This is a genomic window from Enterobacter cloacae complex sp. P42RS, assembly GCF_014930595.1.
GTDB lineage: Bacteria > Pseudomonadota > Gammaproteobacteria > Enterobacterales > Enterobacteriaceae > Enterobacter > Enterobacter bugandensis.
The window spans coordinates 1-25,999 of the sequence record NZ_JADBRK010000018.1 but is presented as its reverse complement, the minus strand read 5'-3'; the positions used below and the strand labels follow the sequence as shown (position 1 = coordinate 25,999).

Here is a 25,999-nt window from a genome sequence, read left to right as displayed (position 1 = left end):
CTCCTGTGCTGTTTCTCTGTTCTATCTTCCGTACTTGTGGGAAACATTTCCAGCCCCTTCGGGCCGGAAAGCTCTATCGATCAAACGGTTTTACAGAATGTGCGTCTGCACGTCCGGGTCTTTACGGTCGAGATAGTGAATGGACTGAATGCGTCGGATGGTGCGCGATTTACCGCGGATCAGCAGCGTTTCAGTGGTCGCCATGTTGCCCTTGCGGGTGATGCCGTCCAGCAGATCGCCTTTGGTGATGCCGGTTGCAGAGAAGACGACGTTATCGCTGCGCGCCATGTCGTTCAGCGCCAGTACTTTATTGGCTTCGATGCCCATCGCTGCGCAGCGCGCCAGCTCGTCCTCACCGATACGACGGTTTTCGTCGCTGTCGCCTTTCACCTCATGGCGCGGCAGAAGGCGCGCCTGCATATCGCCGTCCAGCGCGCGGATCACCGCCGCAGAGACCACGCCTTCTGGCGCGCCGCCGATGCCGTAAAGCACGTCGACTTCGCTGTCCGGCATGCAGGTCAGAATAGAGGCGGCAACGTCGCCATCCGGAATGGCAAACACGCGCACGCCGAGTGCCTGCAGATAAGAGATGGTGGCGTCGTGGCGCGGTTTCGCCAGAATGGTCACGGTGAGTTCGTTGAGCGGTTTAGCCAGCGCCGCCGCGATATTGCGCAGGTTGGCGTCCAGCGGCAGGCTGAGATCGATTGCGCCTTTCGCACCAGGGCCGACAATCAGCTTTTCCATGTACATGTCTGGCGCGTTGAGGAAGCAGCCTTTATCGCCCACGGCCAGCACCGCCAGGGCGTTGGCCTGGCCCATCGCCGTCATGCGCGTGCCTTCGATCGGGTCCACCGCGATATCCACCGCATCGCCTTTGCCGGTCCCGACCTTTTCACCGATGTAGAGCATCGGCGCTTCGTCGATCTCGCCTTCACCGATGACAATTGTGCCGTCGATGTTGACCTGGTTAAGCACAATGCGCATGGCGTGGACGGCCGCGCCGTCTGCGGTATTTTTGTCGCCACGACCCAGCCATTTATAGCCTGCAAGGGCGGCTGCTTCGGTGACGCGGGAAAACTCGATAGCAAGTTCACGTTTCATGAGGGACTCGTACAATCAAAAGGAATTGCACGAAGTTTATCACAGAGTGGGGAGGGGTGAGGGGACCGGTGCGGTCGATGCCCATCACCCTAACCCTCTCCCACAGGGAGAGGGAATATAGGCTTACTCTTCGTGCTCTTCCCACGCAAGGGCGCGTTTCACCGCTTTCTTCCAGCCGCTGTAGCGGTAGTTGCGCTCGGTGGTTTCGATGCCAGGGCGGAATTCGCGTTCGATGACCGCTTTCTCCTGCAGCTCGTCCAGGTTCTGCCAGAAGCCTACCGCGAGGCCCGCAAGATACGCCGCGCCCAGTGCCGTCACTTCACGTACTTCAGGGCGCTCAACGCGGGTGCCCAGAATGTCGGACTGGAACTGCATCAGGAAGTTGTTGGCCACCGCGCCGCCGTCCACGCGCAGGGCGTGCAGACGAATGCCGGAGTCTGCCTGCATCGCTTCCAGCACGTCACGCGTCTGGTAGGCGATGGATTCCAGGGTCGCACGAATGATGTGGTTTGAGTTCACACCACGCGTCAGGCCGAAAATTGCGCCGCGGGCATACGGGTCCCAGTACGGTGCGCCCAGACCGGTGAACGCTGGCACCACGTACACGCCGTTGGTGTCTTTCACTTTGGTCGCGAAGTACTCGGAGTCAAACGCATCGCTGATCAGCTTCATCTCGTCGCGCAGCCACTGAATAGATGCGCCCGCCATAAACACCGCACCTTCCAGGGCATAGTTCACCTCGCCGCGCGGGCCGCAGGCGATGGTGGTCAGCAGGCCGTTTTCTGATTTCACCGCTTTCTCGCCGGTGTTCATCAGCATAAAGCAGCCGGTGCCGTAGGTGTTCTTCGCCATCCCTTCCTTGACGCACAGCTGGCCGAACAGCGCCGCCTGCTGGTCACCGGCGATACCGGCGATAGGAATACGGGTGCCGCCTTTACCGCCGATGTTGGTCTGGCCGTAGACTTCAGACGACTTACGCACTTCAGGCAGCATCGCGCGCGGAATATCCAGCGCGTCCAGCATCTTGTCATCCCACTCCAGGGTGTTGATGTTGAACAGCATGGTGCGCGAGGCATTAGTGTAGTCAGTAACGTGGACACGTCCCTGAGTCATCTTCCAGATAAGCCAGGTATCAACGGTACCGAACAGCAGCTCGCCGCGTTTTGCACGCTCGCGTGAACCTTCCACGTGGTCGAGGATCCACTTCACTTTGGTGCCGGAGAAGTACGGGTCAACCACCAGGCCGGTGGCGCTACGCACGTACTCTTCCATCCCGTCACGCTTAAGCTGTTCGCAGATCTCTGACGTACGGCGGCACTGCCAGACGATGGCGTTGTAAATCGGCTTACCGGTTTCGCGTTCCCACACCACGGTGGTTTCACGCTGGTTGGTGATACCAATCGCGGCGATTTCGTCGGAACTGATGTCGGCTTTCGCCAGCACTTCTACCAGCGTGGAGCTTTGTGACGCCCAGATCTCCATCGGGTCGTGTTCTACCCAGCCTGGACGAGGATAAATTTGCTCAAATTCGCGCTGTGACACGCTGACGATATTCGCGTCATGATCCATTACGACAGCGCGGGAGCTGGTAGTGCCCTGGTCGAGCGCAACGATATATTTTTTTTCGGTCATGGTATGTGTCCCGTAGTCAGATTACAGCGAAGCTTTTTGTTGTGCGGTAGAAGTCGTTTCCTTCTCCTCTTCCACACAGGTGTCGCACGGTAAGTGGCGACCAATTAATTTGCGATAGCCAAATGCACCCAGTGCCGCCCCTACGACTGGTCCGAACAGCGGTACCAGGAAGTAAGGAATATCTTTGCCGCCGGTGAAAGCCACGTCGCCCCATCCTGCAAAGAAGGCGAAGGTTTTTGGACCCAGGTCACGCGCCGGGTTCATCGCAAACCCTGTTAACGGCCCCATGGACGCACCGATGACGGCGATCAGCAGGCCAATCAGCAATGGCGCCAGCGGGCCACGTGGAATGCCGTTACCATCATCGCCCAAAGCCATAATGACGCCCATCAGAATAGCGGTAATCACCATTTCAACTGCGAACGCCTGCACAAAATTGATATGTGGGTTAGGGTAGGTTGAGAAGATGCCTGCCAGATCCAGACTTTCGACGCTGCCGCGCACCATATGATGCGTCTGTTCGAAGTCGATGAAAAGATTGTAATAAAGCCCGTAAACTAACGCCGCTGCGCAAAACGCGCCGGCAAATTGAGAAATAATGAAGGGAACAACTTTGCGTCCGTCGAAGCACGCGAACAGCCACAGTGCGATAGTCACCGCCGGGTTAAGATGTGCGCCAGAGACCCCTGCAGTCAGGTAGATGGCCATCGCCACGCCCAGACCCCAGATGATACTGATTTCCCACTGACCAAAACTGGCACCCGCCACTTTCAGTGCAGCGACACAGCCCACTCCGAAGAATATCAACAACCCGGTACCAAGGAACTCGGCAATGCACTGGCCTTTTAAGGTTGATGTCTGACTCATAATCGGAATCCTGAAGAAATTGATGTTTATTGTTAGCGTGGCCGCCCGTGACAGCCACGATGCCCTGTAGACATAGTGTTAATTTATCGTTAACGAGCAAAAACGAGAAATATCGAAATTAAAATGTGTGGTCTGTGTCAATAAAATGAGCGTTTTCGCGCCATAAAGCGCGTTTTTGCATCAGTCGCGCATGGTGAGCTGAATCATTTTTTTAACGAATGGGTTAACAACTTAGAGGTATATGCCGCGAACGCACCAGGACGAGACCGAAAAGTGTTGCAAACCGCGATCTGCGTGGCATGCCGCTGGACAGGGGCGACTGCGCTCCATACAATCGGAACATATGTTGTGCGCGTTTACGTTAAAGCGTCGCCTTGCAATTCAGGAGAGGTAGGATCATGTCTTTAGAAGTGTTTGAGAAACTGGAAGCGAAAGTACAGCAGGCGATTGACACCATCACGCTGCTGCAGATGGAAATTGAAGAGCTGAAAGAGAAGAACAACAGCCTGGCGCAGGAAGTTCAGAACGCTCAGCACGGCCGCGAAGAACTGGAGCGCGAAAACAACCAGCTGCGCGAACAGCAGAACGGCTGGCAGGATCGCCTGCAGGCGCTGCTGGGACGTATGGAAGAGGTCTGATTCCCACTGGGATGAACTGAACAGGCCGGGTAAGGCGATGCCGCTACCCGGCTTTTTTTATGGTTCTCGCTGACTGACATCCAACCATAAAAAAGGCCGCCCAAGGCGGCCTTAACGCTACTTGTCCTGCGCTGTCGTGGTAAACGCAACAAACCCGATCGGTTCATCACTTTTTACAACGAGTACGCTGGCGACAATGAACGCGATACATAAATAGCGTTTCATTATGCGGTCCCTGCGGCTAACCGCTCCACCGTTCACCACCGGTGATAAGTCGGTGGACACAAGCCTGGTTAAAGGCTGCTTTACGGTTGTGGTTACACCTTTCCCTGGACCGATGCCCATGTGCGAAATGGCGGAAAGGGACGCTGCATCATAATGAGCAATAGCAGCGTAGTTAAGGTTTTCATAGATAATTAGGAATTTATAAAGGGTCGATGAGGTTACCTGAGGTTTGAACCAGGGTAAGATAAAAATCCTGGTTAAAGGTTGCAAAACTTCCCAACGGACCGCGAATCCCGAGGGACAAAAAAACCGCCACATTGCTGTTGGCGGTTTTTTTATGGTTCACGCTTATGGTTTTATTACTCGATATCCAGCGGATCTTCAGAAAGGATAATGCCGGTATTATCGGCGTAGAGATGGTCCCCGGAGAAGAAGGTCACGCCGCCGAAGTTAACGCGCACGTCGCTTTCGCCGATGCCGTCACCCGCAGCGCCTACCGGAATGGCCGCGATGGCCTGAATCCCGATATCCAGGTCTTCCAGATCGTCCACCTGACGCACGGAGCCGTACACCACGATGCCTTCCCACTCGTTCTGGACGGCAATGCCGGCCAGTTCAGCATCAATCAGTGCGCGACGCACGGACCCGCCGCCGTCGACCACCAGAACGCGGCCACGGCCGTTCTGTTCGAGCAGATCGTACAGCAACCCGTTGTCCTCGAAACATTTCACCGTGACGATTTGACCGCCAAACGATGACCGCCCACCAAAGTTGGAGAACAGCGGTTCAACGACGTTGACATCTTCCTGGTAGATGTCACAAAGCTCGGAGGTATCGTATTTCATAGGTTTAACGCTCAGTTGCTGCGAATGTGTTCAGTATATCGTGCGAAATGCGTTGTTGGCAAAATCATCAATTGTTAATTGATATTTGTCAGCTAACTGAGCGTCTGGCTTAACACAATCCCGATGACGAACAACAGGTTAGTCAGCAGCGCGCCTTTTACCGTTCTCTCCAGCATTGGCGGCATGGCTGCCGGGCTGAGTTCACGCATCACAAAGCGGGCCTGCTTAACCAGCAGCGGCGCGGCAAGCACAAACAGCCAGCCCCACAGACTGTGCAGGGAAATCAGGTTAAATAGCGCCAGGCAAACCAGCGCGCCAATAAGCAGGCAGGCATGATAGCGGCGCGCATTCACCGGCCCCAGACGCACCGCCAGCGTGTTCTTGCCGTTCTCGCGATCGCTGTCGATATCGCGCAGATTATTGATATTGAGTACCGCCGTCGCCAGCAGGCCGCAGGCGGTCGCCGGGAGGAACAGGGCAGGGATCACCGTATGCGCCTGTAAGTACCAGCTCCCCATTACGCTCAGCCAGCCGAAGAACACCAGCACAGAGATATCCCCAAGGCCAATATAGCCGTAAGGGCGCGTGCCGACGGTGTAGGTGATGGCCGCGATAATGGCGAGCAGGCCCAGCACCAGGAAGCCAATGAAGTCGCTGGTGGTTTTCGAGGCGACCGTCACCAGCGCCAGGCCAGATAAGCAAATCAGCACCACGGTGATAATCAGCGCACGCTTCATCTGTGCCTGGGTGATCACCCCTTTTTGCATCCCGCGCAGCGGCCCGATACGGTCAGGCTTGTCGCTGCCTTTTACCGCATCGCCATAATCGTTCGCGAGGTTAGAGAGGATTTGCAGCAGCCCGGCGGTAATGAGCGCCAGACCTGCCACCAGCGGATCGAAATGCCCTTGCCACCAGGCAAGCGCGGTGCCGACAATAATGGCGGCAAAAGCCAGAGGAAGCGTTTTAGGGCGCAGACTTTCGAGCCACGCCTGAGTACGGCTGATATCAGTCATAGTAATTTAGCCAATAAAAATGGGGGCCTTAGCCCCCATTAACAGTGATGAGAATGCAGTAACCGCGATTATAGGATAAAACGGCTCAGATCTTCATCTGCCACTAACGCATCCAGATGTTTGCTCACATAGTCTGCGTCGATGGTAATGGTTTGACCGTTGAGGTCGCTCGCGTCATATGAGATGTCTTCAACCAGACGTTCCAGCACGGTGTGCAGACGACGCGCACCGATGTTCTCGGTGGTTTCGTTGACCTGCCATGCGGCCTGGGCGATACGCTTGATACCGTCTTCGGTGAACTCGAGGTTCACGCCTTCGGTCGCCATCAGCGCCTTGTACTGTACGGTAGCAGAGGCGTTTGGCTCCGTCAGGATGCGCTCGAAATCTTCGGTGGTCAGCGCCTGCAGCTCAACGCGGATAGGCAGACGACCCTGCAGTTCCGGGATCAGATCCGACGGGCTGGCTACCTGGAATGCACCGGAAGCGATAAACAGAATGTGGTCCGTTTTCACCATGCCGTGCTTGGTAGAGACGGTGCAGCCTTCAACCAGCGGCAGCAGGTCGCGCTGTACGCCTTCGCGGGACACGTCCGGACCGGAGCTGTTGCCGCCGCGCTTACAAATTTTGTCGATTTCGTCGATAAACACGATACCGTGCTGCTCAACCGCGTCGATAGCGTCCTGCTTCAGCTCTTCCGGATTCACCAGCTTCGCCGCTTCTTCTTCAATCAGCAGCTTCATCGCGTCTTTGATTTTCAGCTTACGCGCTTTCTGCTTTTGGCCGCCCAGGTTCTGGAACATGGACTGCAGCTGGCTGGTCATTTCTTCCATACCCGGAGGCGCCATGATCTCCACGCCCATCGGCGCGGCCGCGAGGTCGATCTCAATCTCTTTGTCGTCAAGCTGGCCTTCACGCAGTTTTTTGCGGAACGCCTGACGCGCGGCTGAAGGCTCAGCCTGCTGTTCAGCCTGGCCCCAGTTGTTTTTCGCCGGTGGGATCAGCACGTCGAGAATACGCTCTTCGGCCATCTCTTCCGCGCGGTAGCGGTTTTTCTCAATCGCCTGGACGCGCACCATCTTAATCGCAGAATCGGTCAGGTCGCGGATGATAGAGTCCACTTCTTTACCCACATAGCCCACTTCGGTGAACTTGGTGGCTTCAACTTTGATGAACGGCGCGTTCGCCAGCTTCGCCAGACGACGGGCGATTTCGGTTTTACCGACGCCGGTCGGGCCGATCATCAGAATGTTTTTCGGGGTGACTTCGTGACGCAGCTCTTCGTCAAGCTGCATACGACGCCAGCGATTACGCAGCGCGATAGCCACGGAGCGCTTGGCGTTATCCTGGCCGATAATGTGTTTGTTCAGTTCGCTGACAATTTCGCGTGGGGTCATTTCAGACATGGGAGATCCTTACGCTTTGGAGGTCAATTCTTCGATGGTGTGGTTGTGGTTGGTATAGATGCAGATATCACCTGCAATATCCAACGCCTTCACCGCGATATCGCGCGCGTTCATGTCGGTATTTTCCAACAGCGCGCGGGCTGCAGCCTGGGCATAAGGGCCGCCAGAGCCGATGGCAATCAGGTCGTTTTCCGGCTGAATCACGTCACCGTTACCGGTGATGATAAGCGAAGCGGTTTCATCCGCGACCGCCAGCAGCGCTTCGAGCTTGCGCAGCATACGGTCGGTACGCCAGTCCTTTGCCAGCTCAACGGCAGCTTTCACCAGATGACCCTGGTGCATTTCCAGCTTGCGTTCAAACAGTTCAAACAGCGTGAAGGCATCCGCCGTGCCGCCTGCAAAACCGGCGATCACTTTGTCGTTGTAGAGACGACGGACTTTCTTCACGTTGCCTTTCATGACGGTATTACCCAGCGTGGCCTGGCCATCACCGGCGATTACCACATGGCCGTTACGGCGTACACTTACTATTGTTGTCACGAGCAGACCCCCTGGTTACAGATTCGGGAAACAGAAGCCCTGAGCCTGTGCTCAGGGCTGAATTAAATGATAGATGGGGGGGATTTTGGGGGTTTCAACCCCCGGAGGCGAGTCGAATGCAGTTTGTGTGGCCAGCCACTTTCAAACGGGAAATGGTGCCGTCTGCGTTTTCTTTGCCTTTAACCGGGCCGATCACCACGCGGTTCCAGCCGTTATTGGTGGTAATGCGTGAGTCAAACCCTTCGAACGCCAGCTGTGCACGCACCGTTTCCGCCTGCTCGGCACCTTTAAACGAACCGCACTGCACCATCCAGCGGCGCTCGTCTTTTTTCTCTGCCGTCTGCTTCGGCGCTTCGGTCTCTTTGGTTACCGGCGCGGCCTGCTGCGTTTTCGGCTGCTGCGCGGTGGTATGCGCTGGCGTCTGGAGCAGATCCTGATACGGCTGCGCCGCTTGCTTTGGCGGCTGCGCTTTTGGCTGTTGAACAGGCTGCGACTGCACCGTACGCGTCTGCTGCTGCGGTTGCTGGTATGGCTGGGCCTTCGGCTGCTGTACCGGCTGAGTTTGCGTCCACTGCTGCTGTTGCTGCTGTTGAATTTGTGCCTGGCGCTGACGCTGCAGCTGCAACGTTTGCTGACGCTGCGCTGGCGTTTGTTCATTCCACGGCACTTCATTCAGCTGCGTCGGCTGCTGGCGCATATCGGCCTGCATCTGTGCCAGCAGCTGGCGCTGCTCGTCCGTCAGCTGATCGGCATTCTTCACTTCGCCACCGGCTGAGGGCTCAGTAGGCGCACGCACGCCGGGCTGACGACTTTCCAGCTCTTTAATATAGCGCCAGCGCTCTTCAGGTTTCGGCGGCAGACCATTTCCCACCACTTTGTTGCCCTGAAGGGCCTCGGACTCTTCTTTTTTATGGTGCGTGATGAAGTACAGGCCGCCAATAAAGGCCACCAGCACGGCCGCAGCAATAGCGACCATTGCTGGCGAGACCGCAGGCAGATTACGCTGCTTGCTTTTTGAACTGCTCTTTTTGCGTCGCGAAGGTGCCGGCTGGCCGCGACGTACATAATCTCGTTGTGCCACTATCGTTTCGCTGTATTTATTCGTTCGTCAGCCCGCCATGTTACTTAAGCGGCGGGGCTTTGACCAGATAAGGGTGTCCGAAAGGCGTTTACTTTAAGTCAATGCCTGGGTAGAGCCGCGAATAATCAGCTCGCAGTCCAGCAAACGCGAGCCGCTGCTAACCGTTTGACCCTGCAGCTGATCCAGCAGAAGTAGCATCGCTTCGCGGCCAATCTGATAGCGCGGTTGTGAAACGGTGGAGAGCGGTGGATCGCAAAACTCTGAAAGTGAAATGTTATCGAATCCGATAATCGACAAATCTTTCGGCACACGTAAGCCACGGCGCTTGGCGTGTGAAAGCGCACCCAGCGCCATCACGTCGCTGTGGCAGAACACCGCCGTTGGCGGTTCCGGCAGCGCCAGCAGTTTCTCCAGCGCCTGTCCGCCCGCTTCAAAGGTAAAATCACCGCGCGCAATATAGTGCGGATCGACAATCGCACCGGTACGGCGCAGCGCCTGAACATAGCCCTGCAGGCGGTAGTGGCACAGCGGCATCTCTTCCGGCCCGGCAATGCAGCCAATCCGCTTATGTCCCAGCTCCTGGAGATAGTTTACGGCGTTGAACGCGGCGGTGAGGTTATCAATGTGGACCGTCGGCAGCTCAAGCTCTGGCGCAAATTCGTTGGCCATTACCATCGGCGGTAAATTGCGCTGCTCTTCGATGCTGGCATCAAACGGCAGGCGCGAGCCAAGCAGCAGCATGCCGTCAATCTGCTTGGTGATAATGAGGTCGATAAAGGTTTTTTCCTGCTGGTTCTGGTGAGCGCAGTCGCCAATCAGCACCAGATAGCCCTGCTCAGCCGCCGTCACTTCGATACCGCGAATGATCTCGCTGAAGAAGGGATCGCAGATATCCGGCACTATTACCAGGATGGTCCGCGATTCATTGCGCTTAACGTTCCGCCCCATCGCCTGCGGGAAATACCCCACTTCCAGCGCCGCCTGTTCAACCTTGTTACGGGTCGCCTGGGAGACTTTATCCGGGTTCATTAATGCGCGGGACACGGTTGCCGTTGAGACTTGTGCTTTCTCGGCAACGTCTTTCATGGTCGCCGTGGCAACCTCTTTCCTGGACTTCAACGTCTTCTCCTCGCCTGAACACCGAACTGCGGACATCACCATTTTTACAGATAGTTAATGGAATCGGTTACAGAATTTTCATAAAAAGTGTGAGGCGCGTTAAATTTTTCGATCCGTCTTCAGCCTTCGATGGGATCGACGTCCAGTACCCACTTCACTTTACGCGCTTCCGGCAGGGTATTGATGAGCGCCAGCGTGCCGCTGACGATGTGCTGCAGGCGAATACGCGAGGGGTGCTGAAGTAAAATCTGCCAGCGGAAACGTCCACCGCGTTTTGGCGCCAGCGCCGGCACCGGGCCCAGGATCCACAACTGGTTATCCACCAGCGGGCTGGCCTGCAGGAGATTCCTCAGCTGTTGCAGGAAAAGCGGCGCCTGCTGGTTGTTATGATCCTCCGCGCGGATGATGACGTGGCTGGTCCACGGCGGCAGCTGCATGGTCTGGCGTTCGGCCAGCGCCTGCTCGGCAAAGGCGTCATAACCTTTGTGCAGCAGAGTCTGTAGCAGCGGGTGCTCAGGGTGATGCGTTTGCAGTACTACCTCGCCCTGTTTACCCGCGCGTCCGGCACGCCCGGCAACCTGGGTATAAAGCTGGGCGAAGCGCTCGGCGGAGCGGAAATCTGCCGAGAACAGCGCGCCGTCGACGTCCAGCAGGGCGACCAGCGTCACGTCCGGGAAGTGGTGCCCTTTCGCCAGCATCTGGGTGCCAATCAGGATGCGCGCGCCGCCGCGATGCACTTCCGCCAGCTGCTGCTCCAGCGCCCCCTTGCGGCTGGTGGTGTCCCGGTCGATTCGGGAAATAGGCACGTCCGGGAAGAAGGGGCCAAGCGCCTGTTCCAGCTGTTCCGTTCCCAGCCCCACCGGCACGATATGCGTGGAACCACATGACGGGCACTGGCGAGGAACGGGACGCTGGCTGTCGCAGTGGTGGCAGCGCAAGTGTCGCTGGGCCTGATGGAAGGTGTAGTAGTGGTCGCAGCGCGGGCACTCGGCAATCCAGCCGCAGTCGTGGCACAGCAGGGCGGGGGCAAATCCGCGACGGTTCAGGAACAGGATGACCTGGTTCCCCGCCTGCAAATGCTGGCGCATGCGGGAAATCAAGGCGGGCGCTAAGCCGGCCTGCACCTGCTGGCCTTTGAGATCCAGCACGTGCTGAATGGCCGGGCGGGCATTCCCCGCGCGGCGCGTCAGGCGCAGCATGTGGTATTTACGCTGGCGCACGTTGTGCAGCGTTTCGAGCGCAGGCGTGGCGGATCCGAGAATAATAGGGATTTGCTCGCTGTGCGCACGGTAGACCGCCAGATCGCGGGCGTGATAGCGCCAGCCTTCCTGCTGTTTATAGGAGCTGTCGTGCTCTTCGTCGATGACGATGACACCGAGGTTTTTAAACGGCGTAAACAGCGACGAGCGGGTGCCGATCACAATCGCCGCTTCGCCGTTTTTCGCTTTCAGCCAGGCGCTGAGGCGCTCGCTATCGTTCAACCCGGAGTGCAGCACCTCAACGGGCGCGTTAAAGCGCTCGCGGAAGCGGGCAATGGTCTGCGGTGTCAGGCCGATTTCCGGCACCATCACCAGCGCCTGTTTGCCCTGCGCGAGCACGTTTTCCAGCACGCTCAGATAGACTTCGGTCTTGCCGGAGCCCGTCACGCCCGCCAGCAGCCAGGCGGAAAAGTGGTCCGAGGCGCTATGAATGGCACCAACCGCGGTGGCCTGCTCGGTATTCAGGCGCAGGCGATCGCCCGAGACGGAGAAGCCGTCGCGCCAGTCGTGAAGGGCGGGCGCTTCGCTGGCCAGCTCGCTCAACCCTTTCTTTCTTAATGCCTGTAGCGCCGTTTCGCTGACCTCAAGCTCGTCGACCTGGTGCCGCCAGATTTTTCCCTGACGCAGCGCCGCCAGCGCCTGCTGCTGTTTCTGCGAACGCTTCAGGCTGTTGATGTCCACGGCCTGCCCCTGTTCGGTGGCAAACCAGTACCACATCGGGGCGTGGCTGGCGCTCTTGCCCTGGCGCAGCAGGATCGGCAGGGCGTGGAACAGGACGTCGCCAATCGGGTGATGATAATAATCTGCCGCCCACAGCAGCAGTCGCCAGGTGCTGGTGGAGTAAACCGGCTCGCTGTCCAGCACCTCAACCACCGATTTCAGTTCATTGAGGGGCAATTCGCTTGTATCGCTGACGGAGACGACGATCCCCACGCGCTGCTGTTTGCCAAACGGCACGGTCACGCGACAGCCCGCTTTGGCGCTCATGCTGTCGGGCAGCAGGTAGTCAAAGGTGCGGGGAAGCGGAACGGGCAGGGCAACGTGAGCGACGGGCATCGAATCTTCCTGACTTGAAAAGTGGCGCGTTAGTATACACATTAGTAAAAGCGGCGTGCGGATCAGTTTGCATACGTTGGTTAAATTCTGTATGATTCGCCGCCTTTGGTGTACTTTACGCCAAAGAACTTACATTCAACATCGCGTGGTGTCTGGCGTTAGGGCTGGAAGAGCGACGCGGCCTTAACTGAGGTTCTCCCATGAAAAAAGATATTCACCCGAAATACGAAATGATTACTGCAAACTGCTCTTGCGGTAACTCTATCCAGATCCGCTCTACCGTGGGTCACGATCTGAACCTGGACGTGTGCGGCAAATGCCACCCGTTCTACACTGGTAAGCAGCGTGATGTTGCAACCGGTGGCCGTGTTGACCGCTTCAACAAGCGTTTCAGCATCCCGGGCGCTAAATAAGTTTCCCGAAAAAAAGGCACCGCAAGGTGCCTTTTTTGTATCCGCTTCTCAGTATTCCCACGTCTCCGGGTCAATACCCAGTTCACGCATGATCACCTTCGCCTCTTCCGGGATTTCGTCGCTACGCTCTTTGCGCAGATCGTCATCGTTCGGCAACGGTTGGCCGGTAAACGCATGCAGGAACGCTTCGCACAGCAGTTCGCTGTTGGTCGCGTGACGCAGGTTGTTCACCTGACGACGCGTACGTTCATCGGTGAGGATCTTCAACACCTTCAGAGGAATGGAAACCGTAATTTTCTTTACTTGCTCACTCTTCTTACCGTGCTCAGCGTATGGGCTGATATATTCGCCGCTCCATTCAGCCATGAGATACCTTTAATCCTCTCAGTCATTAATCTAAAGGTGCAAACCGGTCACTGCCCGTTTTGAACCGTAATCTTGCGTAGTTTACCGTAGAGACGATACCGTGGCACGGATATTGCCGCTGCAGCGTGCACTAAAGCATATAATTTTAACGGCTATTTGCGCATTGCTCAATCTATACGCAAAGAAGTTTAGATGTCCAGATGTATTGACGTCCATACTTTCAATGTTTACTCTGGTGGCTGACTTTTCACCTCATTCGCCAGGAAGCCCTCACCATGACGCGTAAACAGGCCACGATCGCGGTGCGTAGCGGATTAAATGATGACGAGCAGTACGGCTGCGTTGTCCCGCCCATTCATCTTTCCAGCACCTACAATTTCACCGGATTTAATGAACCGCGCGCGCATGACTACTCGCGTCGCGGCAACCCTACGCGTGATGTAACCCAGCGCGCGCTGGCGGAACTGGAAGGCGGCGCGGGTGCGGTATTAACCAATACCGGTATGTCTGCCATTCACCTGGTGACCACGGTGTTCCTGAAGCCTGGCGATCTGCTGGTTGCGCCGCACGACTGTTACGGCGGCAGCTATCGTCTGTTTGACAGCCTGGCAAAGCGCGGCTGCTACCGCGTGCTGTTTGTCGATCAAAACGACGAACAGGCGCTGAAACAGGCGCTGGCAGAGAAGCCGAAGCTGGTTCTGGTGGAAAGTCCAAGCAACCCATTGTTGCGCGTTGTCGACATTGCGAAAATTTGTCAGCTCGCAAGGGATGCGGGAGCGATAAGTGTAGTGGATAATACCTTCCTCAGTCCGGCCCTTCAGAACCCGTTAGCACTGGGTGCGGATCTGGTATTGCATTCATGCACCAAATATCTGAACGGTCATTCTGACGTGGTGGCGGGCGTGGTGATTGCAAAAGATCCCGACGTTGTCACGGAACTGGCATGGTGGGCTAATAATATCGGCGTCACCGCGGGCGCGTTCGACAGCTACCTGCTGTTGCGCGGCATCCGCACGCTGTCGCCGCGCATGGACGTGGCGCAGCGTAATGCCCAGGCGATTGTCGATTTCCTGAAAACCCAGCCGCTGGTGAAGAAGCTTTATCACCCGTCGCTGCCGGAAAACCAGGGGCATGAGATTGCCGCGCGCCAGCAGAAGGGATTTGGCGCGATGTTAAGTTTTGAACTGGACGGTGACGAGCAAACGCTGCGTCGCTTCCTGAGCGGGCTGTCATTGTTTACGCTGGCGGAATCCTTAGGTGGGGTTGAAAGCTTGATCTCCCACGCCGCGACCATGACGCACGCAGGTATGGCACCGGAAGCACGTGCCGCCGCCGGGATTTCCGAGACGCTGCTGCGTATCTCGACCGGTATTGAAGATTCTGAAGATTTAATTGCCGATCTGGAAAATGGCTTCCGGGTCGCAGCCAAGGGGTAATCATGAGTGTGATAGCGCAGGCAGGGGCGAAGGGTCGTCAGCTGCACAAGTTTGGTGGTAGTAGTCTTGCTGATGTGAAATGTTATCTGCGCGTCGCAGGGATCATGACCGAATATTCACAGCCGGGTGACATGATGGTTGTCTCGGCGGCGGGCAGCACCACCAACCAGTTGATTAGCTGGCTGAAACTGAGCCAGACCGATCGCCTTTCTGCGCATCAGGTGCAACAGTCCTTACGTCGTTACCAGAGCGAGCTGATTGCCGGCCTGCTGCCTGCGGACGTGGCGGACGGGCTGATCAGCGCCTTCACGCATGACCTTGAGCGTCTGGCTGCTCTGCTGGACAGCGGGATTACCGACGCGGTGTATGCCGAAGTGGTGGGCCACGGTGAAGTGTGGTCCGCGCGCCTGATGGCCGCCGTACTGCAACACCTGGGCGTAGACGCGGCCTGGCTCGACGCGCGTGATTTCCTGCGTGCGGAACGCGCCGCGCAGCCGCAGGTGGACGAAGGGTTGTCCTATCCGCTGCTGCAACAGCTGCTGGTGCAGCATCCGGGCAAACGTATTGTCGTCACCGGCTTTATCAGCCGCAGCAACGCGGGTGAAACCGTGCTGCTGGGCCGTAACGGCTCGGACTACTCGGCAACGCAGATCGGTGCCCTGGCGGGCGTGTCCCGCGTTACCATCTGGAGCGACGTGGCCGGTGTCTACAGCGCGGACCCGCGTAAAGTGAAAGATGCCTGCCTGCTTCCGCTGCTGCGTCTCGACGAAGCGAGCGAGCTGGCGCGTCTGGCGGCACCGGTGCTGCACGCGCGCACGCTGCAGCCGGTTTCCGGCAGCGATATTGACCTGCAGCTGCGCTGTAGCTATACGCCGGATCAGGGGTCCACGCGCATTGAGCGCGTGCTGGCGTCCGGCACGGGCGCGCGCATCGTCACCAGCCACGACGACATCTGCCTGATTGAGTTCCAGGTCCCTGCGGGTCAGGACTTCAGGCTGGCGCATAAAGATATCGACACGATCCTGAAACGCGCCCAGGTGCGTCCGCTGGCCGTTGGCGTGCATAACGATCGTCAACTGCTGCAGTTCTGCTATACCGCCGAAGTGGCGGACAGCGCGCTGAAAATTCTCGACGAAGCGGGCCTGCCGGGCGAGCTTCGCCTGCGTCAGGGGCTGGCGCTGGTGGCGATGGTCGGCGCGGGCGTCACCCGTAACCCGCTGCACTGCCACCGCTTCTGGCAGCAGCTGAAGGGCCAGCCGGTAGAGTTCACCTGGCAGTCGGAAGAGGGCATCAGCCTGGTCGCCGTGCTGCGTAAAGGCCCAACCGAAAGCCTGATTCAGGGTCTGCACACCTCGCTGTTCCGCGCGGAAAAACGCATCGGCCTGGTGCTGTTTGGCAAGGGTAACATCGGTTCCCGCTGGCTGGAGCTGTTCGCCCGCGAACAGGTCACGCTTTCGGCGCGTACCGGGTTTGAATTTATTCTTGCGGGCGTGGTGGATAGCCGCCGCAGCCTGCTGAACTACGAAGGGCTGGACGCCAGCCGGGCGCTTGCCTTCTTTAACGATGAAGCGGTTGAGCAGGATGAAGAGTCGCTGTTCCTGTGGATGCGCGCGCACCCGTATGACGATCTGGTGGTGTTGGACGTCACCGCCAGCGAACAGCTTGCCGATCAGTATCTGGATTTCGCCAGCCACGGTTTCCACGTCATCAGCGCCAACAAGCTGGCGGGGGCGAGCAGCACCGATAAATACCGTCAGATCCATGACGCGTTCGAAAAAACGGGCCGCCACTGGCTCTATAATGCCACCGTTGGCGCGGGCCTGCCGGTTAACCATACCGTGCGTGACCTGATTGAAAGCGGCGACAGCATTCTGGCGCTGAGCGGGATCTTCTCCGGTACGCTCTCCTGGCTGTTCCTGCAGTTTGACGGCACCGTACCGTTCACCGACCTGGTGGATCAGGCGTGGCAGCAGGGCTTAACCGAGCCCGATCCGCGCGTTGACCTCTCCGGTAAAGACGTGATGCGCAAGCTGGTGATCCTGGCGCGTGAAGCCGGTTATGACATCGAGCCGGATTCCGTACGCGTCGAGTCGCTGGTGCCTGCGGGCTGCGAAGAAGGTTCTGTTGATCACTTCTTCGAAAACGGCGACGAGCTGAATGACCAGATGGTACAGCGTCTGGAAGCGGCAAACGAGATGGGGCTGGTGCTGCGCTACGTGGCGCGTTTCGAGGCGAACGGTAAGGCGCGTGTGGGTGTCGAGGCGGTGCGTCCTGACCATCCGCTGGCGGCCCTGCTGCCGTGCGATAACGTCTTCGCCATTGAAAGCCGCTGGTACCGCGATAACCCGCTGGTGATCCGCGGCCCGGGCGCGGGGCGCGATGTCACCGCTGGGGCTATCCAGTCCGATATTAACCGTCTGGCTAAGCTGCTGTAAAAAGTGAATTTCCCTCTCCCTGTGGGCTGAGGAATCCCCAGTAATTTTTTCCTGAAGCGATGAACATTGCTTCAGAGAAATGAATAACTTACAGCGATGTCCTGGTCCGGCTGTAAATCGCTGAGGCGTTTCCTGTAGGCCGGGGCGAGGCGCATGGATGCGCCGAGAGGGCGGGCTTTACAGGGACGTTACCTCCGCCCGCCCCCGACAAGCCGGAAGGAATAAGCCGAAGGCACCGCGAAGCGGCGATTTACCGCCGGGAGCCCGGGTCGCCAGGGCGGCGGCGATTGAGCCGCCCTGGCACGTTCACAGGTCATGTCCTTACAGAGTAGCAAGGAACATAAAGTGAACGGAATGACCACCAGAGCCGTATGTTCCCCCTCACCCCAGCCCTCTCCCTCAAGGGAGAGGGGGTCGTCCGTGCTGGTATTATTTTGTGGGGATCCCTCAGCCCACAGGGAGAGGGTTAGGGTGAGGGCATCAGACCGCGCTCACCCTCATCATGAACTCCCTTCATCTTCCCTGAGCAAACCTCACCGTTATTGTGATTATTTCTGTTGACGTCACGCCGCTTTTCCGTCATTTTTACATCTGGACGTCTAAACGTATAGAAGTTCACAACACAACAGACAATGACACGCGAAAGATAGAGGTAAGGTATGAGCTTTTTTCACGCCAACCAGCGGGAAGCACTGAATCAGAGCCTGGCCGAAGTAAATGGCCAGATTAACGTCTCTTTTGAATTTTTCCCGCCGCGCACCAGTGAAATGGAGCAAACCCTGTGGAGCTCTATCGATCGCCTGAGCAGCCTTAAGCCGAAGTTTGTCTCCGTGACCTACGGCGCCAACTCCGGCGAGCGTGACCGTACGCACAGCATTATTAAAGGCATCAAAGATCGTACCGGTCTGGAAGCAGCGCCGCATCTGACCTGTATTGACGCCACCCGCGATGAGCTGCGCGCCATTGCCCAGGACTACTGGAACAACGGGATTCGCCATATCGTTGCCCTGCGTGGCGATCTGCCGCCGGGAAGCGGCAAGCCGGACATGTACGCTACCGATCTGGTCGCGCTGCTGAAAGACGTTGCTGATTTTGATATCTCCGTGGCCGCCTACCCTGAAGTCCACCCGGAAGCGAAAAGCGCCCAGGCGGATTTGCTTAACCTGAAGCGTAAGGTGGAGGCCGGTGCCAACCGCGCCATCACCCAGTTCTTCTTTGACGTGGAAAGCTATCTGCGCTTCCGCGACCGCTGCGTCTCGGCAGGTATCGACGTCGAAATTATCCCGGGCATTCTGCCAGTCTCTAACTTCAAACAGGCGAAGAAGTTCGCCGATATGACCAACGTTCGCATTCCGCTGTGGATGTCCAAAATGTACGAAGGGCTGGACGATGATGCGGAAACCCGCAAGCTGGTGGGGGCCAATATTGCGATGGACATGGTGAAGATCTTAAGCCGCGAAGGGGTGAAAGACTTCCATTTCTACACGCTTAACCGCGCGGAGATGAGCTACGCCATTTGTCATACGCTGGGCGTTCGTCCGGCGTAATCAGCAAAAAGCCCTCATAAAGTGAGGGCTTTTTAATCATATAAAAAGTTAAAAGGTATTAACTATCGAATCTGTGGATTAATTCAACTATATCTTATTGCTAGTGGTGTATATCGTAACGGTATCACTGTAAAGGGAGCATAGCGATGAGCACGTCAGACGAGACCAATAACGCGGCATCCGCCGGCAAATGTCCGTTCCATCAGGGCGGCGTCGATCACAGCGCGGGCGCAGGTACCGGCAGCAAAGAGTGGTGGCCTAAACAACTCCGCATCGATCTTCTAAACCAACATTCCAACCGTTCGAACCCTCTGGGTGAAGACTTCGACTACCGCAAAGAATTCAGCAAGCTCGACTATTCCGCCCTCAAGGGCGATCTCAAAGCCCTGTTAACCGATTCTCAACCGTGGTGGCCTGCCGACTGGGGCAGCTACGCGGGTCTGTTTATTCGCATGGCCTGGCACGGTGCCGGTACTTACCGCTCCGTTGACGGACGCGGCGGCGCCGGACGCGGCCAACAGCGCTTTGCGCCGCTGAACTCCTGGCCTGATAACGTCAGCCTGGATAAAGCGCGCCGCCTGCTGTGGCCAATCAAGCAAAAATACGGACAAAAAATCTCCTGGGCCGACCTGTTTATTCTCGCGGGTAACGTGGCGCTGGAGAACTCCGGCTTCCGCACCTTTGGTTTTGGCGCCGGTCGTGAAGACGTCTGGGAACCGGATCTGGACGTGAACTGGGGTGATGAAAAAGCCTGGCTGACCCACCGTGACCCGGAAGCACTGGCGAAGCGCCCGCTGGCGGCCACCGAAATGGGGCTGATTTACGTGAACCCGGAAGGGCCAAACGCCAGCGGTGAACCGCTGTCTGCTGCGGCGGCGATCCGCGCCACCTTTGGCAACATGGGTATGAACGACGAAGAGACCGTCGCGCTGATTGCCGGCGGCCATACGCTCGGTAAAACCCACGGCGCGGGTGAAGCCACGCACGTAGGTACCGATCCGGAAGCCTCGCCGATTGAAGCGCAGGGCTTAGGCTGGGCCAGCACGCACGGCACCGGTATTGGCGCTGACGCCATCACCTCCGGGCTGGAAGTCATCTGGTCGCAAACTCCGACCCAGTGGAGCAACTACTTCTTCGAGAACCTGTTCAAATACGAATGGGTGCAGACCCGCAGCCCGGCAGGCGCGATTCAGTTTGAAGCCGTGGATGCGCCAGAAATCATGCCAGACCCGTTTGACCCGTCGAAAAAACGTAAGCCAACCATGCTGGTCACCGACCTGACGCTGCGTTTCGACCCGGAATTCGAGAAAATTTCCCGTCGCTTCCTGAACGATCCGCAGGCCTTTAACGAAGCCTTCGCGCGCGCGTGGTTCAAACTGACCCACCGTGATATGGGGCCAAAAGCGCGGTACATCGGCCCGGAAGTGCCGAAAGAAGATCTGATTTGGCAGGATCCGCTGCCTCAGCCGGTGTTCCATCCGACGCAGGAAGACATTGAAAGCCTGAAAGCGGAAATCGCGGCCTCTGGCCTCTCCGTGAGCGAGCTGGTTTCCGTGGCATGGGCGTCTGCATCGACCTTCCGCGGTGGCGACAAGCGCGGCGGCGCCAACGGCGCGCGTCTGGCGCTGGCGCCTCAGCGCGACTGGGATGTGAACGCCGCGGCGGTACGTGCGTTACCGGCTCTGGAAGCTATTCAGCGCACCACCAATAAAGCCTCGCTGGCGGATATCATCGTGCTGGCGGGCGTTGTGGGCGTTGAGCAGGCGGCGAAAGCCGCGGGCGTTTACGTCAACGTGCCGTTCACGCCGGGCCGTGTGGATGCGCGTCAGGATCAGACGGATATCGAGATGTTTAACCTGCTCGAACCGATTGCCGACGGCTTCCGCAACTACCGTGCGCAGGTGGATGTGTCCACGACGGAATCATTGCTGATTGATAAGGCCCAGCAGCTGACCCTGACCGCACCTGAGCTGACGGTGCTGATCGGTGGCCTGCGCGTGCTGGGCACGAACTTTGATGGCAGCAATAATGGCGTATTCACCAACCGCGAGGGCGTGCTGAGCAACGACTTCTTCGTGAACCTGTTGGATATGAATACCCAGTGGAAAGCGACCGACGATTCAAACGAACTGTTTGCCGGAAGCGATCGCGCCAGCGGTGAAGTGAAATACACCGCGACCCGCGCCGACCTGGTCTTCGGTTCTAACGCCGTCCTGCGCGCGCTGGCCGAGGTTTATGCCAGCAGCGACGCACACGAGAAGTTTGTCCGTGACTTCGTTGCCGCATGGACGAAGGTGATGGATTTGGATCGGTTTGACGTGAAGTAAAAGCAATCCCCGCCACGGCGGGGATTTTTTTGCCAGTCATCCAGGCGGGGTAAGGCGTAGCTGTCACCCGCTTTTCAGGCGATCGAGTTTTTTTTGCGAACCTCTTCTCCCTTAGAGATTGAGGTTACCAAACGCGTTTTTCCAGTCCTGCTCGAACTTTTCTATGGCCGACTCTACCGCTGGGGTACCGAGCATTTGTTGCGCTACGTCTAAGGGGATCGTGATTGCCTCGCATCCGGCCAGCAGGCAGTCCAGCGCCTGACGCGGTGTTTTAAAGCTGGCAGCCAGCACCATGCTTTCCGGCGCATGCAGTTCCAGCAGGGACTGCAGCTCCTGTACCATGCGAATACCGTCGCCGCCCTGTGCGTCGACGCGGTTGACGTACGGCGCAACGTATTTCGCGCCTGCCAGCGCGGCCAGTAAACCCTGAGCGGCGCTGTAAACGGCGGTACCCAACGTGGTAATACCCTCTCTTTTCAGCTGTTTAATGGCGATAAGCCCCTGCGCGGTGACCGGAATTTTCACCACAATACCCGGGATGGCGTTACTCAGGCGTTTGGCCTCCGCCACCATGCCTTCGGCGTCGCGGCTCATGGTTTGAGCAAACAGCGTACCGTTCGGCCCGATGGCTTGTTGCAGGCGCGGCAGCACGTCCCAGATGGATTCACGGCTGACGGCAATGATGCTTGGGTTGGTGGTGACGCCCGCGATGGGGAAGACGCGGGCAAGGCGTTCCACTTCCGCCACGTTCGCGGTATCCAGATACAGTTCCATTATTTTTCCTTAAGTCAGAAAGGTTGAATAAAGGATAAGGCCCGGCTGAGTGCGGCGGATACAGGTCAATTTTGCCAAATACTGGACAAATGTAATGTCCTTAGCGAAGTGCGATAGCGATCACAATGCTATTTTTTGGCGATAAGCTGGCTGTGATACTGGCGACGATATTCGGAAGGGGAACGCTCGGTGTGCTTGCGAAAGAGGCGACAAAAGTAGTTGCTGTCAGGAAATCCGCAGCGTGCGGCAATATCTTTAATTTTGAGATCGTAGCCTTTCAGCAGCTGGCGTGCATGTTCCAGCCGCGTTTGTGTCAGATACTCGTTGAACCCCACGTGGCCGATCTTCTGAAAGAGATGGGAAAGGTAGTTCGGCGAGATGTAGAACGCCTGTGCCACGGATTCGCGCGTTAACGAAGAGGCGTAATTTTCTTCGATATAACTACGAACGGCTTCGAATAGCGCCCGGCTGCGGTTAGCGGTGTGGATGTCACTGCCAAGCAGATCCCGGCAGTGGCTGAGCAAGCTTAATACCACCAGCATGGCTGTGTCTTGCTCGTCTGGCTGCATCTGTAATTCGGTGAGCGCTTGCAGAAGAAAAGCACCCGTTCGCGGGCCACGTCGGGGAACCTGCAGCTGCTGCAAAAGCGCGTTGTCACGCTGTAAATCCAGAGTCAGCTGCTGCTTACCGAAATGTATGCTCATGGCGTTAGACGGTGGAAGCGTGATGTGTCCAAAGGATGAAAATATCGCCTCACAGGGCGGAGCAAGGGTAATGACGAGGCAGGGAGATGTTCGGGGATGCTGTTCAGCCAGCGCTGAGAAATGAATCTGGCCCAGCGGTAACGTACGGTTCACCAGGTCAGCCAAAATTCGGGTGATATCGGAATACATGAGAAGACTACCGAAACGTGCCGGGCGGCGCTAAAAACGCCTGCCCGGCATAAAGCATTACCCAGTGTTACGCATACCCGCCGCAACGCCCGCAATCGTCACCATCAGTGCCTGTTCAACGCGCGGATCCGGCTCTTTACCTTCCTCTTCCGCCAGGCGGGAACGGTGCAGCAGTTCAGCCTGTAAAACGTTCAGCGGGTCGGTGTAGATGTTACGCAGCTGGATTGACTCGGCGATCCACGGCAGGTCCGCCATCAGGTGCGAGTCGTTGGCGATGTCCAGCACCACTTTGATGTCGCCTTCCAGCAGTTCGCGCAGTTCTTTACCCAACGCCCACAGCTCTGGTTTCACCAGCCGCTGGTCGTAGTATTCCGCCAGCCACAGGTCGGCCTTCGAGAAGACCATCTCCAGCATGCCCAGACGGGTAGAGAAGAAGGGCCAGTCGCGGCACATGGTTTCCAGTTCGTTCTGTTTGCCGTCTTCCACCACTTTTTGCAGCGCGGCACCGGCACCCAACCAGGCGGGCAGCATCAGGCGGTTTTGCGTCCAGGCGAAGATCCATGGAATGGCGCGCAGGGATTCAACGCCACCGGTCGGGCGACGCTTTGCAGGACGCGAGCCCAGCGGCAATTTACCCAGCTCCTGCTCAGGCGTTGCTGAACGGAAGTAAGGCACGAAGTCTTTGTTTTCACGCACGTAGCCGCGGTACAGATCGCAGGAGATGTCTGACAGCTCGTCCATGATGCGGCACCAGGATTCTTTTGGCTCCGGCGGCGGCAGCAGGTTCGCTTCCAGGATCGCGCTGGTATAGAGCGACAGGCTGCTGATGGTCACTTCCGGCAGGCCATACTTGAAGCGGATCATCTCGCCCTGCTCGGTCACGCGCAGGCCGCCTTTCAGGCTTCCCGGCGGTTGAGAGAGCAGCGCCGCGTGAGCAGGCGCGCCACCGCGACCAATGGAGCCGCCGCGACCGTGGAACAGGGTCAGCTCGATACCGGCTTTCTCGCAGGTTTTGATCAGCGCATCCTGAGCCTGATACTGCGCCCAGGACGCCGCCATCACGCCCGCATCTTTCGCGGAGTCGGAATAGCCAATCATTACCATCTGCTTGCCCTGAATAAAGCCGCGATACCAGTCGATGTTAAGCAGCTGGGTCATGACGTCGTTGGCGTTGTTCAGGTCGTCGAGGGTCTCAAACAGCGGGGCGACTGGCAGGGCGTAGTCGATGCCCGCTTCTTTCAGCAGAAGATGAACACCCAGCACGTCGGACGGGGTTTTCGCCATAGAGATCACGTAGGCGGCCACCGATCCTTTCGGCGCATCGACGATCGCTTTACAGGTGTTGAGCACCTCGCGGGTGTCGTTGCTTGGCTCCCAGTTGCGCGGCAGCAGAGGGCGCTTGGAGTTCAATTCGCGGATCAGGAACGCCTGCTTGTCGGCTTCGGACCAGCTTTCATAGTCGCCGATGCCGAGATAGCGGGTCAGCTCGCCCAAGGCTTCAGTATGGCGGGTACTTTCCTGACGGACGTCGATACGCACCAGCGGTACGCCGAAACACTTCACGCGGCGCAGGGTATCAAGCAGTTCGCCGTTGGCGATGATGCCCATGCCACAGGCCTGGAGTGATTTATAGCAGGCGTATAGCGGCTCCCAGAGCTGTTCGTTCTGGCTCAGCAGACCTTCCGGCTTCGGCAGGCGCTGGCCTTTAAGGCGCGCTTCCAGCCACGCCTGGGTGGCCATCAGCTGACCGCGCAGCTTTTTCATCAGGAAACGGTACGGCTCGCTGGCACCTTCTTCACCGGCCAGCGCGCGCAGTTCCGGCGTCGCTTCAACCATCGACAGCTCGGAGATCAGCACCTGAATATCCTTCAGAAACAGGTCGGTCGCTTTCCAGCGGCTCAGCAGCAGGACGTGACGGGTGATTTCCGCGGTCACGTTCGGGTTGCCGTCGCGGTCACCGCCCATCCAGGAGGTGAAGCGCACCGGCACAAAGTCTACCGGCAGACGATAGCCCAGGTTTTCTTCCAGCTGTTCGTTCAGCTCGCGCAGGTAGTTTGGTACCCCTTCCCACAGGCTGTTTTCCACCACCGCAAAGCCCCATTTGGCTTCGTCGACCGGGCTTGGGCGATGCTTACGAATTTCATCGGTGTGCCAGGACTGGGCAATCAGCTGGCGCAGACGGCGCATCAGCTGGTTGCGCTCGTAGTCGGCAATGTCTTTGTTATCCAGCTGCTTCAGGCAGCTGTTTACTTCCACCATCTTGTGGATCAGCGTACGACGGGTGATTTCGGTTGGGTGTGCGGTCAGCACCAGCTCCAGCGAAAGGGACTCCACCGCTTTTTTGATGGTGGCTTCGTTGAGGTCTGGCTGGTCTTTCAGTTTACGAAGGGTGCGGGCAATGACTTCCGGGTTGCTGGCCGCTTCGCCGTTTGGCGAAATGCTGTGGTATTGCTCAGCGGTGTTTGCCAGGTTCAGGAACTGGCTGAAGGCGCGGGCAACGGGCAGCAGCTCATCGTTAGAGAGGTTCTGCAAGGTGGTGAGCAGCTCCTGACGACTGGCCTCGTTACCGGCACGGGAAGATTTGGACAGCTTGCGGATGGTTTCAACGCGGTCGAGGATGTTCTCCCCCAGCGCGTCTTTGATGGTATCTCCAAGCACTTTGCCGAGCATGCTGACATTACTACGCAACGCGGAATATTGTTCGTTCATAAAAACCCAGTCACCCCATCATTTTTGTTTATGCCCAGGCGAAAATCTTCTGGACATTATTTTGTCATCTCCCTTTATAAAGCCACGTAAAACCCCCGTCGTCAATTGCTGCGAAAACGGTTCAGCAAACGAATAAATGCGGGCAATTTACGAAATTTAATTCGCATTGCGTCAGATAAGAGATGCTTATGGAAATGTGACGGTGATCATGCGATTTGTTGCCCTCACCCTCACCCTCACCCTAACCCTCTCCCACTGTACGGTCCGGGGACATAGTGAACACTTGTTCGGGGACATGGTAGACACTTACAACTAAGGCA

Annotated in this window: 20 protein-coding genes; 6 read left to right on the top strand and 14 right to left on the bottom strand. The window is 57.5% G+C overall.

The window, feature by feature from the left end:
- Positions 1-90: 90 nt before the first annotated feature.
- From glpX to IM314_RS17980, 3 genes are all read right to left on the bottom strand, one after another.
- Positions 91-1,101, bottom strand: coding sequence for a class II fructose-bisphosphatase (glpX, locus tag IM314_RS17990; protein ID WP_028014845.1), 1,011 nt, complete (start codon positions 1,099-1,101; stop codon positions 91-93).
- Positions 1,102-1,224: 123 nt separating this feature from the next.
- Complete coding sequence (glpK, locus tag IM314_RS17985) at positions 1,225-2,733, bottom strand: glycerol kinase GlpK (RefSeq protein ID WP_028014844.1); 1,509 nt, start codon at positions 2,731-2,733, stop codon at positions 1,225-1,227.
- Positions 2,734-2,754: 21 nt separating this feature from the next.
- Positions 2,755-3,600 carry an MIP/aquaporin family protein gene (locus tag IM314_RS17980; protein WP_028014843.1) on the bottom strand — a complete coding sequence of 282 codons (846 nt, stop codon included), beginning with the start codon at positions 3,598-3,600 and terminating at the stop codon, positions 2,755-2,757.
- A 398-nt stretch (positions 3,601-3,998) separates the two neighbouring features.
- Between IM314_RS17980 and zapB the strand changes: the two genes are divergently transcribed.
- Entirely contained in the window at positions 3,999-4,238 is a 240-nt protein-coding gene (zapB, locus tag IM314_RS17975) for a septal ring assembly protein ZapB (protein ID WP_028014842.1), read from the top strand.
- A 584-nt stretch (positions 4,239-4,822) separates the two neighbouring features.
- Here the strand turns inward: zapB and rraA are convergent.
- From rraA to priA, 7 genes are all read right to left on the bottom strand, one after another.
- Positions 4,823-5,308, bottom strand: coding sequence for a ribonuclease E activity regulator RraA (gene rraA, locus IM314_RS17970; protein ID WP_014885702.1), 486 nt, complete (start codon positions 5,306-5,308; stop codon positions 4,823-4,825).
- Between the two features lie 92 nt (positions 5,309-5,400).
- Positions 5,401-6,327 (bottom strand): 1,4-dihydroxy-2-naphthoate polyprenyltransferase, encoded by a 927-nt coding sequence (gene menA, locus IM314_RS17965; protein WP_100171285.1) that lies wholly within the window; start codon positions 6,325-6,327, stop codon positions 5,401-5,403.
- Positions 6,328-6,389: 62 nt separating this feature from the next.
- The gene (gene hslU / locus IM314_RS17960; RefSeq protein ID WP_028014840.1) at positions 6,390-7,724 is read right to left on the bottom strand and encodes an HslU--HslV peptidase ATPase subunit; all 1,335 of its coding nucleotides are present in this window, start codon (positions 7,722-7,724) and stop codon (positions 6,390-6,392) included.
- Positions 7,725-7,733: 9 nt separating this feature from the next.
- Positions 7,734-8,264 carry an ATP-dependent protease subunit HslV gene (hslV, locus tag IM314_RS17955; protein ID WP_008501802.1) on the bottom strand — a complete coding sequence of 177 codons (531 nt, stop codon included), beginning with the start codon at positions 8,262-8,264 and terminating at the stop codon, positions 7,734-7,736.
- Positions 8,265-8,358: 94 nt separating this feature from the next.
- Positions 8,359-9,345: a cell division protein FtsN gene (ftsN, locus tag IM314_RS17950; RefSeq protein ID WP_028014839.1), complete on the bottom strand. Its 987-nt coding sequence runs from the start codon at positions 9,343-9,345 to the stop codon at positions 8,359-8,361.
- 93 nt (positions 9,346-9,438) lie between these two features.
- Positions 9,439-10,464 (bottom strand): DNA-binding transcriptional regulator CytR, encoded by a 1,026-nt coding sequence (gene cytR / locus IM314_RS17945; protein ID WP_041911797.1) that lies wholly within the window; start codon positions 10,462-10,464, stop codon positions 9,439-9,441.
- Positions 10,465-10,583: 119 nt separating this feature from the next.
- Positions 10,584-12,779: a primosomal protein N' gene (priA, locus tag IM314_RS17940; RefSeq protein WP_047362498.1), complete on the bottom strand. Its 2,196-nt coding sequence runs from the start codon at positions 12,777-12,779 to the stop codon at positions 10,584-10,586.
- A gap of 200 nt (positions 12,780-12,979) precedes the next feature.
- On the opposite strand from priA, the gene rpmE reads away from it, so the two are divergent.
- Complete coding sequence (gene rpmE, locus IM314_RS17935) at positions 12,980-13,192, top strand: 50S ribosomal protein L31 (RefSeq protein WP_003862040.1); 213 nt, start codon at positions 12,980-12,982, stop codon at positions 13,190-13,192.
- A 48-nt stretch (positions 13,193-13,240) separates the two neighbouring features.
- On the opposite strand, the gene metJ is transcribed toward rpmE, so the two are convergent.
- Positions 13,241-13,558, bottom strand: a complete 318-nt coding sequence (gene metJ / locus IM314_RS17930; RefSeq protein WP_003862042.1) for a met regulon transcriptional regulator MetJ — start codon at positions 13,556-13,558, stop codon at positions 13,241-13,243.
- Positions 13,559-13,833: 275 nt separating this feature from the next.
- Here metJ and metB point away from each other — a divergent pair, with 275 nt between their 5' ends.
- From metB to katG, 4 genes are all read left to right on the top strand, one after another.
- Entirely contained in the window at positions 13,834-14,994 is a 1,161-nt protein-coding gene (gene metB / locus IM314_RS17925) for a cystathionine gamma-synthase (RefSeq protein ID WP_021242813.1), read from the top strand.
- Positions 14,995-14,996: 2 nt separating this feature from the next.
- A complete protein-coding gene (locus IM314_RS17920) occupies positions 14,997-17,429 on the top strand; it encodes a bifunctional aspartate kinase/homoserine dehydrogenase II (RefSeq protein ID WP_041911800.1) in 2,433 nt (810 codons plus the stop codon).
- Between the two features lie 659 nt (positions 17,430-18,088).
- Positions 18,089-18,976, top strand: coding sequence for a methylenetetrahydrofolate reductase (gene metF, locus IM314_RS17915; RefSeq protein ID WP_041911801.1), 888 nt, complete (start codon positions 18,089-18,091; stop codon positions 18,974-18,976).
- A 146-nt stretch (positions 18,977-19,122) separates the two neighbouring features.
- Positions 19,123-21,303 (top strand): catalase/peroxidase HPI, encoded by a 2,181-nt coding sequence (gene katG, locus IM314_RS17910; protein ID WP_193359360.1) that lies wholly within the window; start codon positions 19,123-19,125, stop codon positions 21,301-21,303.
- A gap of 111 nt (positions 21,304-21,414) precedes the next feature.
- Here the strand turns inward: katG and fsa are convergent, their stop codons facing one another.
- The 3 genes from fsa to ppc form a co-directional block, all read right to left on the bottom strand.
- A complete protein-coding gene (gene fsa, locus IM314_RS17905; protein WP_193359359.1) occupies positions 21,415-22,077 on the bottom strand; it encodes a fructose-6-phosphate aldolase in 663 nt (220 codons plus the stop codon).
- 128 nt (positions 22,078-22,205) lie between these two features.
- Entirely contained in the window at positions 22,206-22,970 is a 765-nt protein-coding gene (locus IM314_RS17900) for an AraC family transcriptional regulator (protein ID WP_153657339.1), read from the bottom strand.
- 57 nt (positions 22,971-23,027) lie between these two features.
- On the bottom strand, positions 23,028-25,679 hold the full coding sequence (gene ppc / locus IM314_RS17895; RefSeq protein WP_041911805.1) for a phosphoenolpyruvate carboxylase: 2,652 nt from the start codon (positions 25,677-25,679) through the stop codon (positions 23,028-23,030).
- Positions 25,680-25,999: the final 320 nt, after the last annotated feature.

Excerpts from the sequence above, each read along its gene's own strand:
- metJ (WP_003862042.1), bottom strand. The coding sequence starts at position 13,558 with ATGGCTGAATGGAGCGGCGAATATATCAGCCCATACGCTGAGCACGGT.
- metB (WP_021242813.1), top strand. The coding sequence starts at position 13,834 with ATGACGCGTAAACAGGCCACGATCGCGGTGCGTAGCGGATTAAATGAT.
- IM314_RS17980 (WP_028014843.1), bottom strand. The coding sequence starts at position 3,600 with ATGAGTCAGACATCAACCTTAAAAGGCCAGTGCATTGCCGAGTTCCTT.
- glpK (WP_028014844.1), bottom strand. The coding sequence starts at position 2,733 with ATGACCGAAAAAAAATATATCGTTGCGCTCGACCAGGGCACTACCAGC.
- metF (WP_041911801.1), top strand. The coding sequence starts at position 18,089 with ATGAGCTTTTTTCACGCCAACCAGCGGGAAGCACTGAATCAGAGCCTG.
- zapB (WP_028014842.1), top strand. The coding sequence starts at position 3,999 with ATGTCTTTAGAAGTGTTTGAGAAACTGGAAGCGAAAGTACAGCAGGCG.
- IM314_RS17920 (WP_041911800.1), top strand. The coding sequence starts at position 14,997 with ATGAGTGTGATAGCGCAGGCAGGGGCGAAGGGTCGTCAGCTGCACAAG.
- rpmE (WP_003862040.1), top strand. The coding sequence starts at position 12,980 with ATGAAAAAAGATATTCACCCGAAATACGAAATGATTACTGCAAACTGC.
- katG (WP_193359360.1), top strand. The coding sequence starts at position 19,123 with ATGAGCACGTCAGACGAGACCAATAACGCGGCATCCGCCGGCAAATGT.
- rraA (WP_014885702.1), bottom strand. The coding sequence starts at position 5,308 with ATGAAATACGATACCTCCGAGCTTTGTGACATCTACCAGGAAGATGTC.
- ppc (WP_041911805.1), bottom strand. The coding sequence starts at position 25,679 with ATGAACGAACAATATTCCGCGTTGCGTAGTAATGTCAGCATGCTCGGC.
- IM314_RS17900 (WP_153657339.1), bottom strand. The coding sequence starts at position 22,970 with ATGTATTCCGATATCACCCGAATTTTGGCTGACCTGGTGAACCGTACG.
- priA (WP_047362498.1), bottom strand. The coding sequence starts at position 12,779 with ATGCCCGTCGCTCACGTTGCCCTGCCCGTTCCGCTTCCCCGCACCTTT.
- fsa (WP_193359359.1), bottom strand. The coding sequence starts at position 22,077 with ATGGAACTGTATCTGGATACCGCGAACGTGGCGGAAGTGGAACGCCTT.
- glpX (WP_028014845.1), bottom strand. The coding sequence starts at position 1,101 with ATGAAACGTGAACTTGCTATCGAGTTTTCCCGCGTCACCGAAGCAGCC.
- hslU (WP_028014840.1), bottom strand. The coding sequence starts at position 7,724 with ATGTCTGAAATGACCCCACGCGAAATTGTCAGCGAACTGAACAAACAC.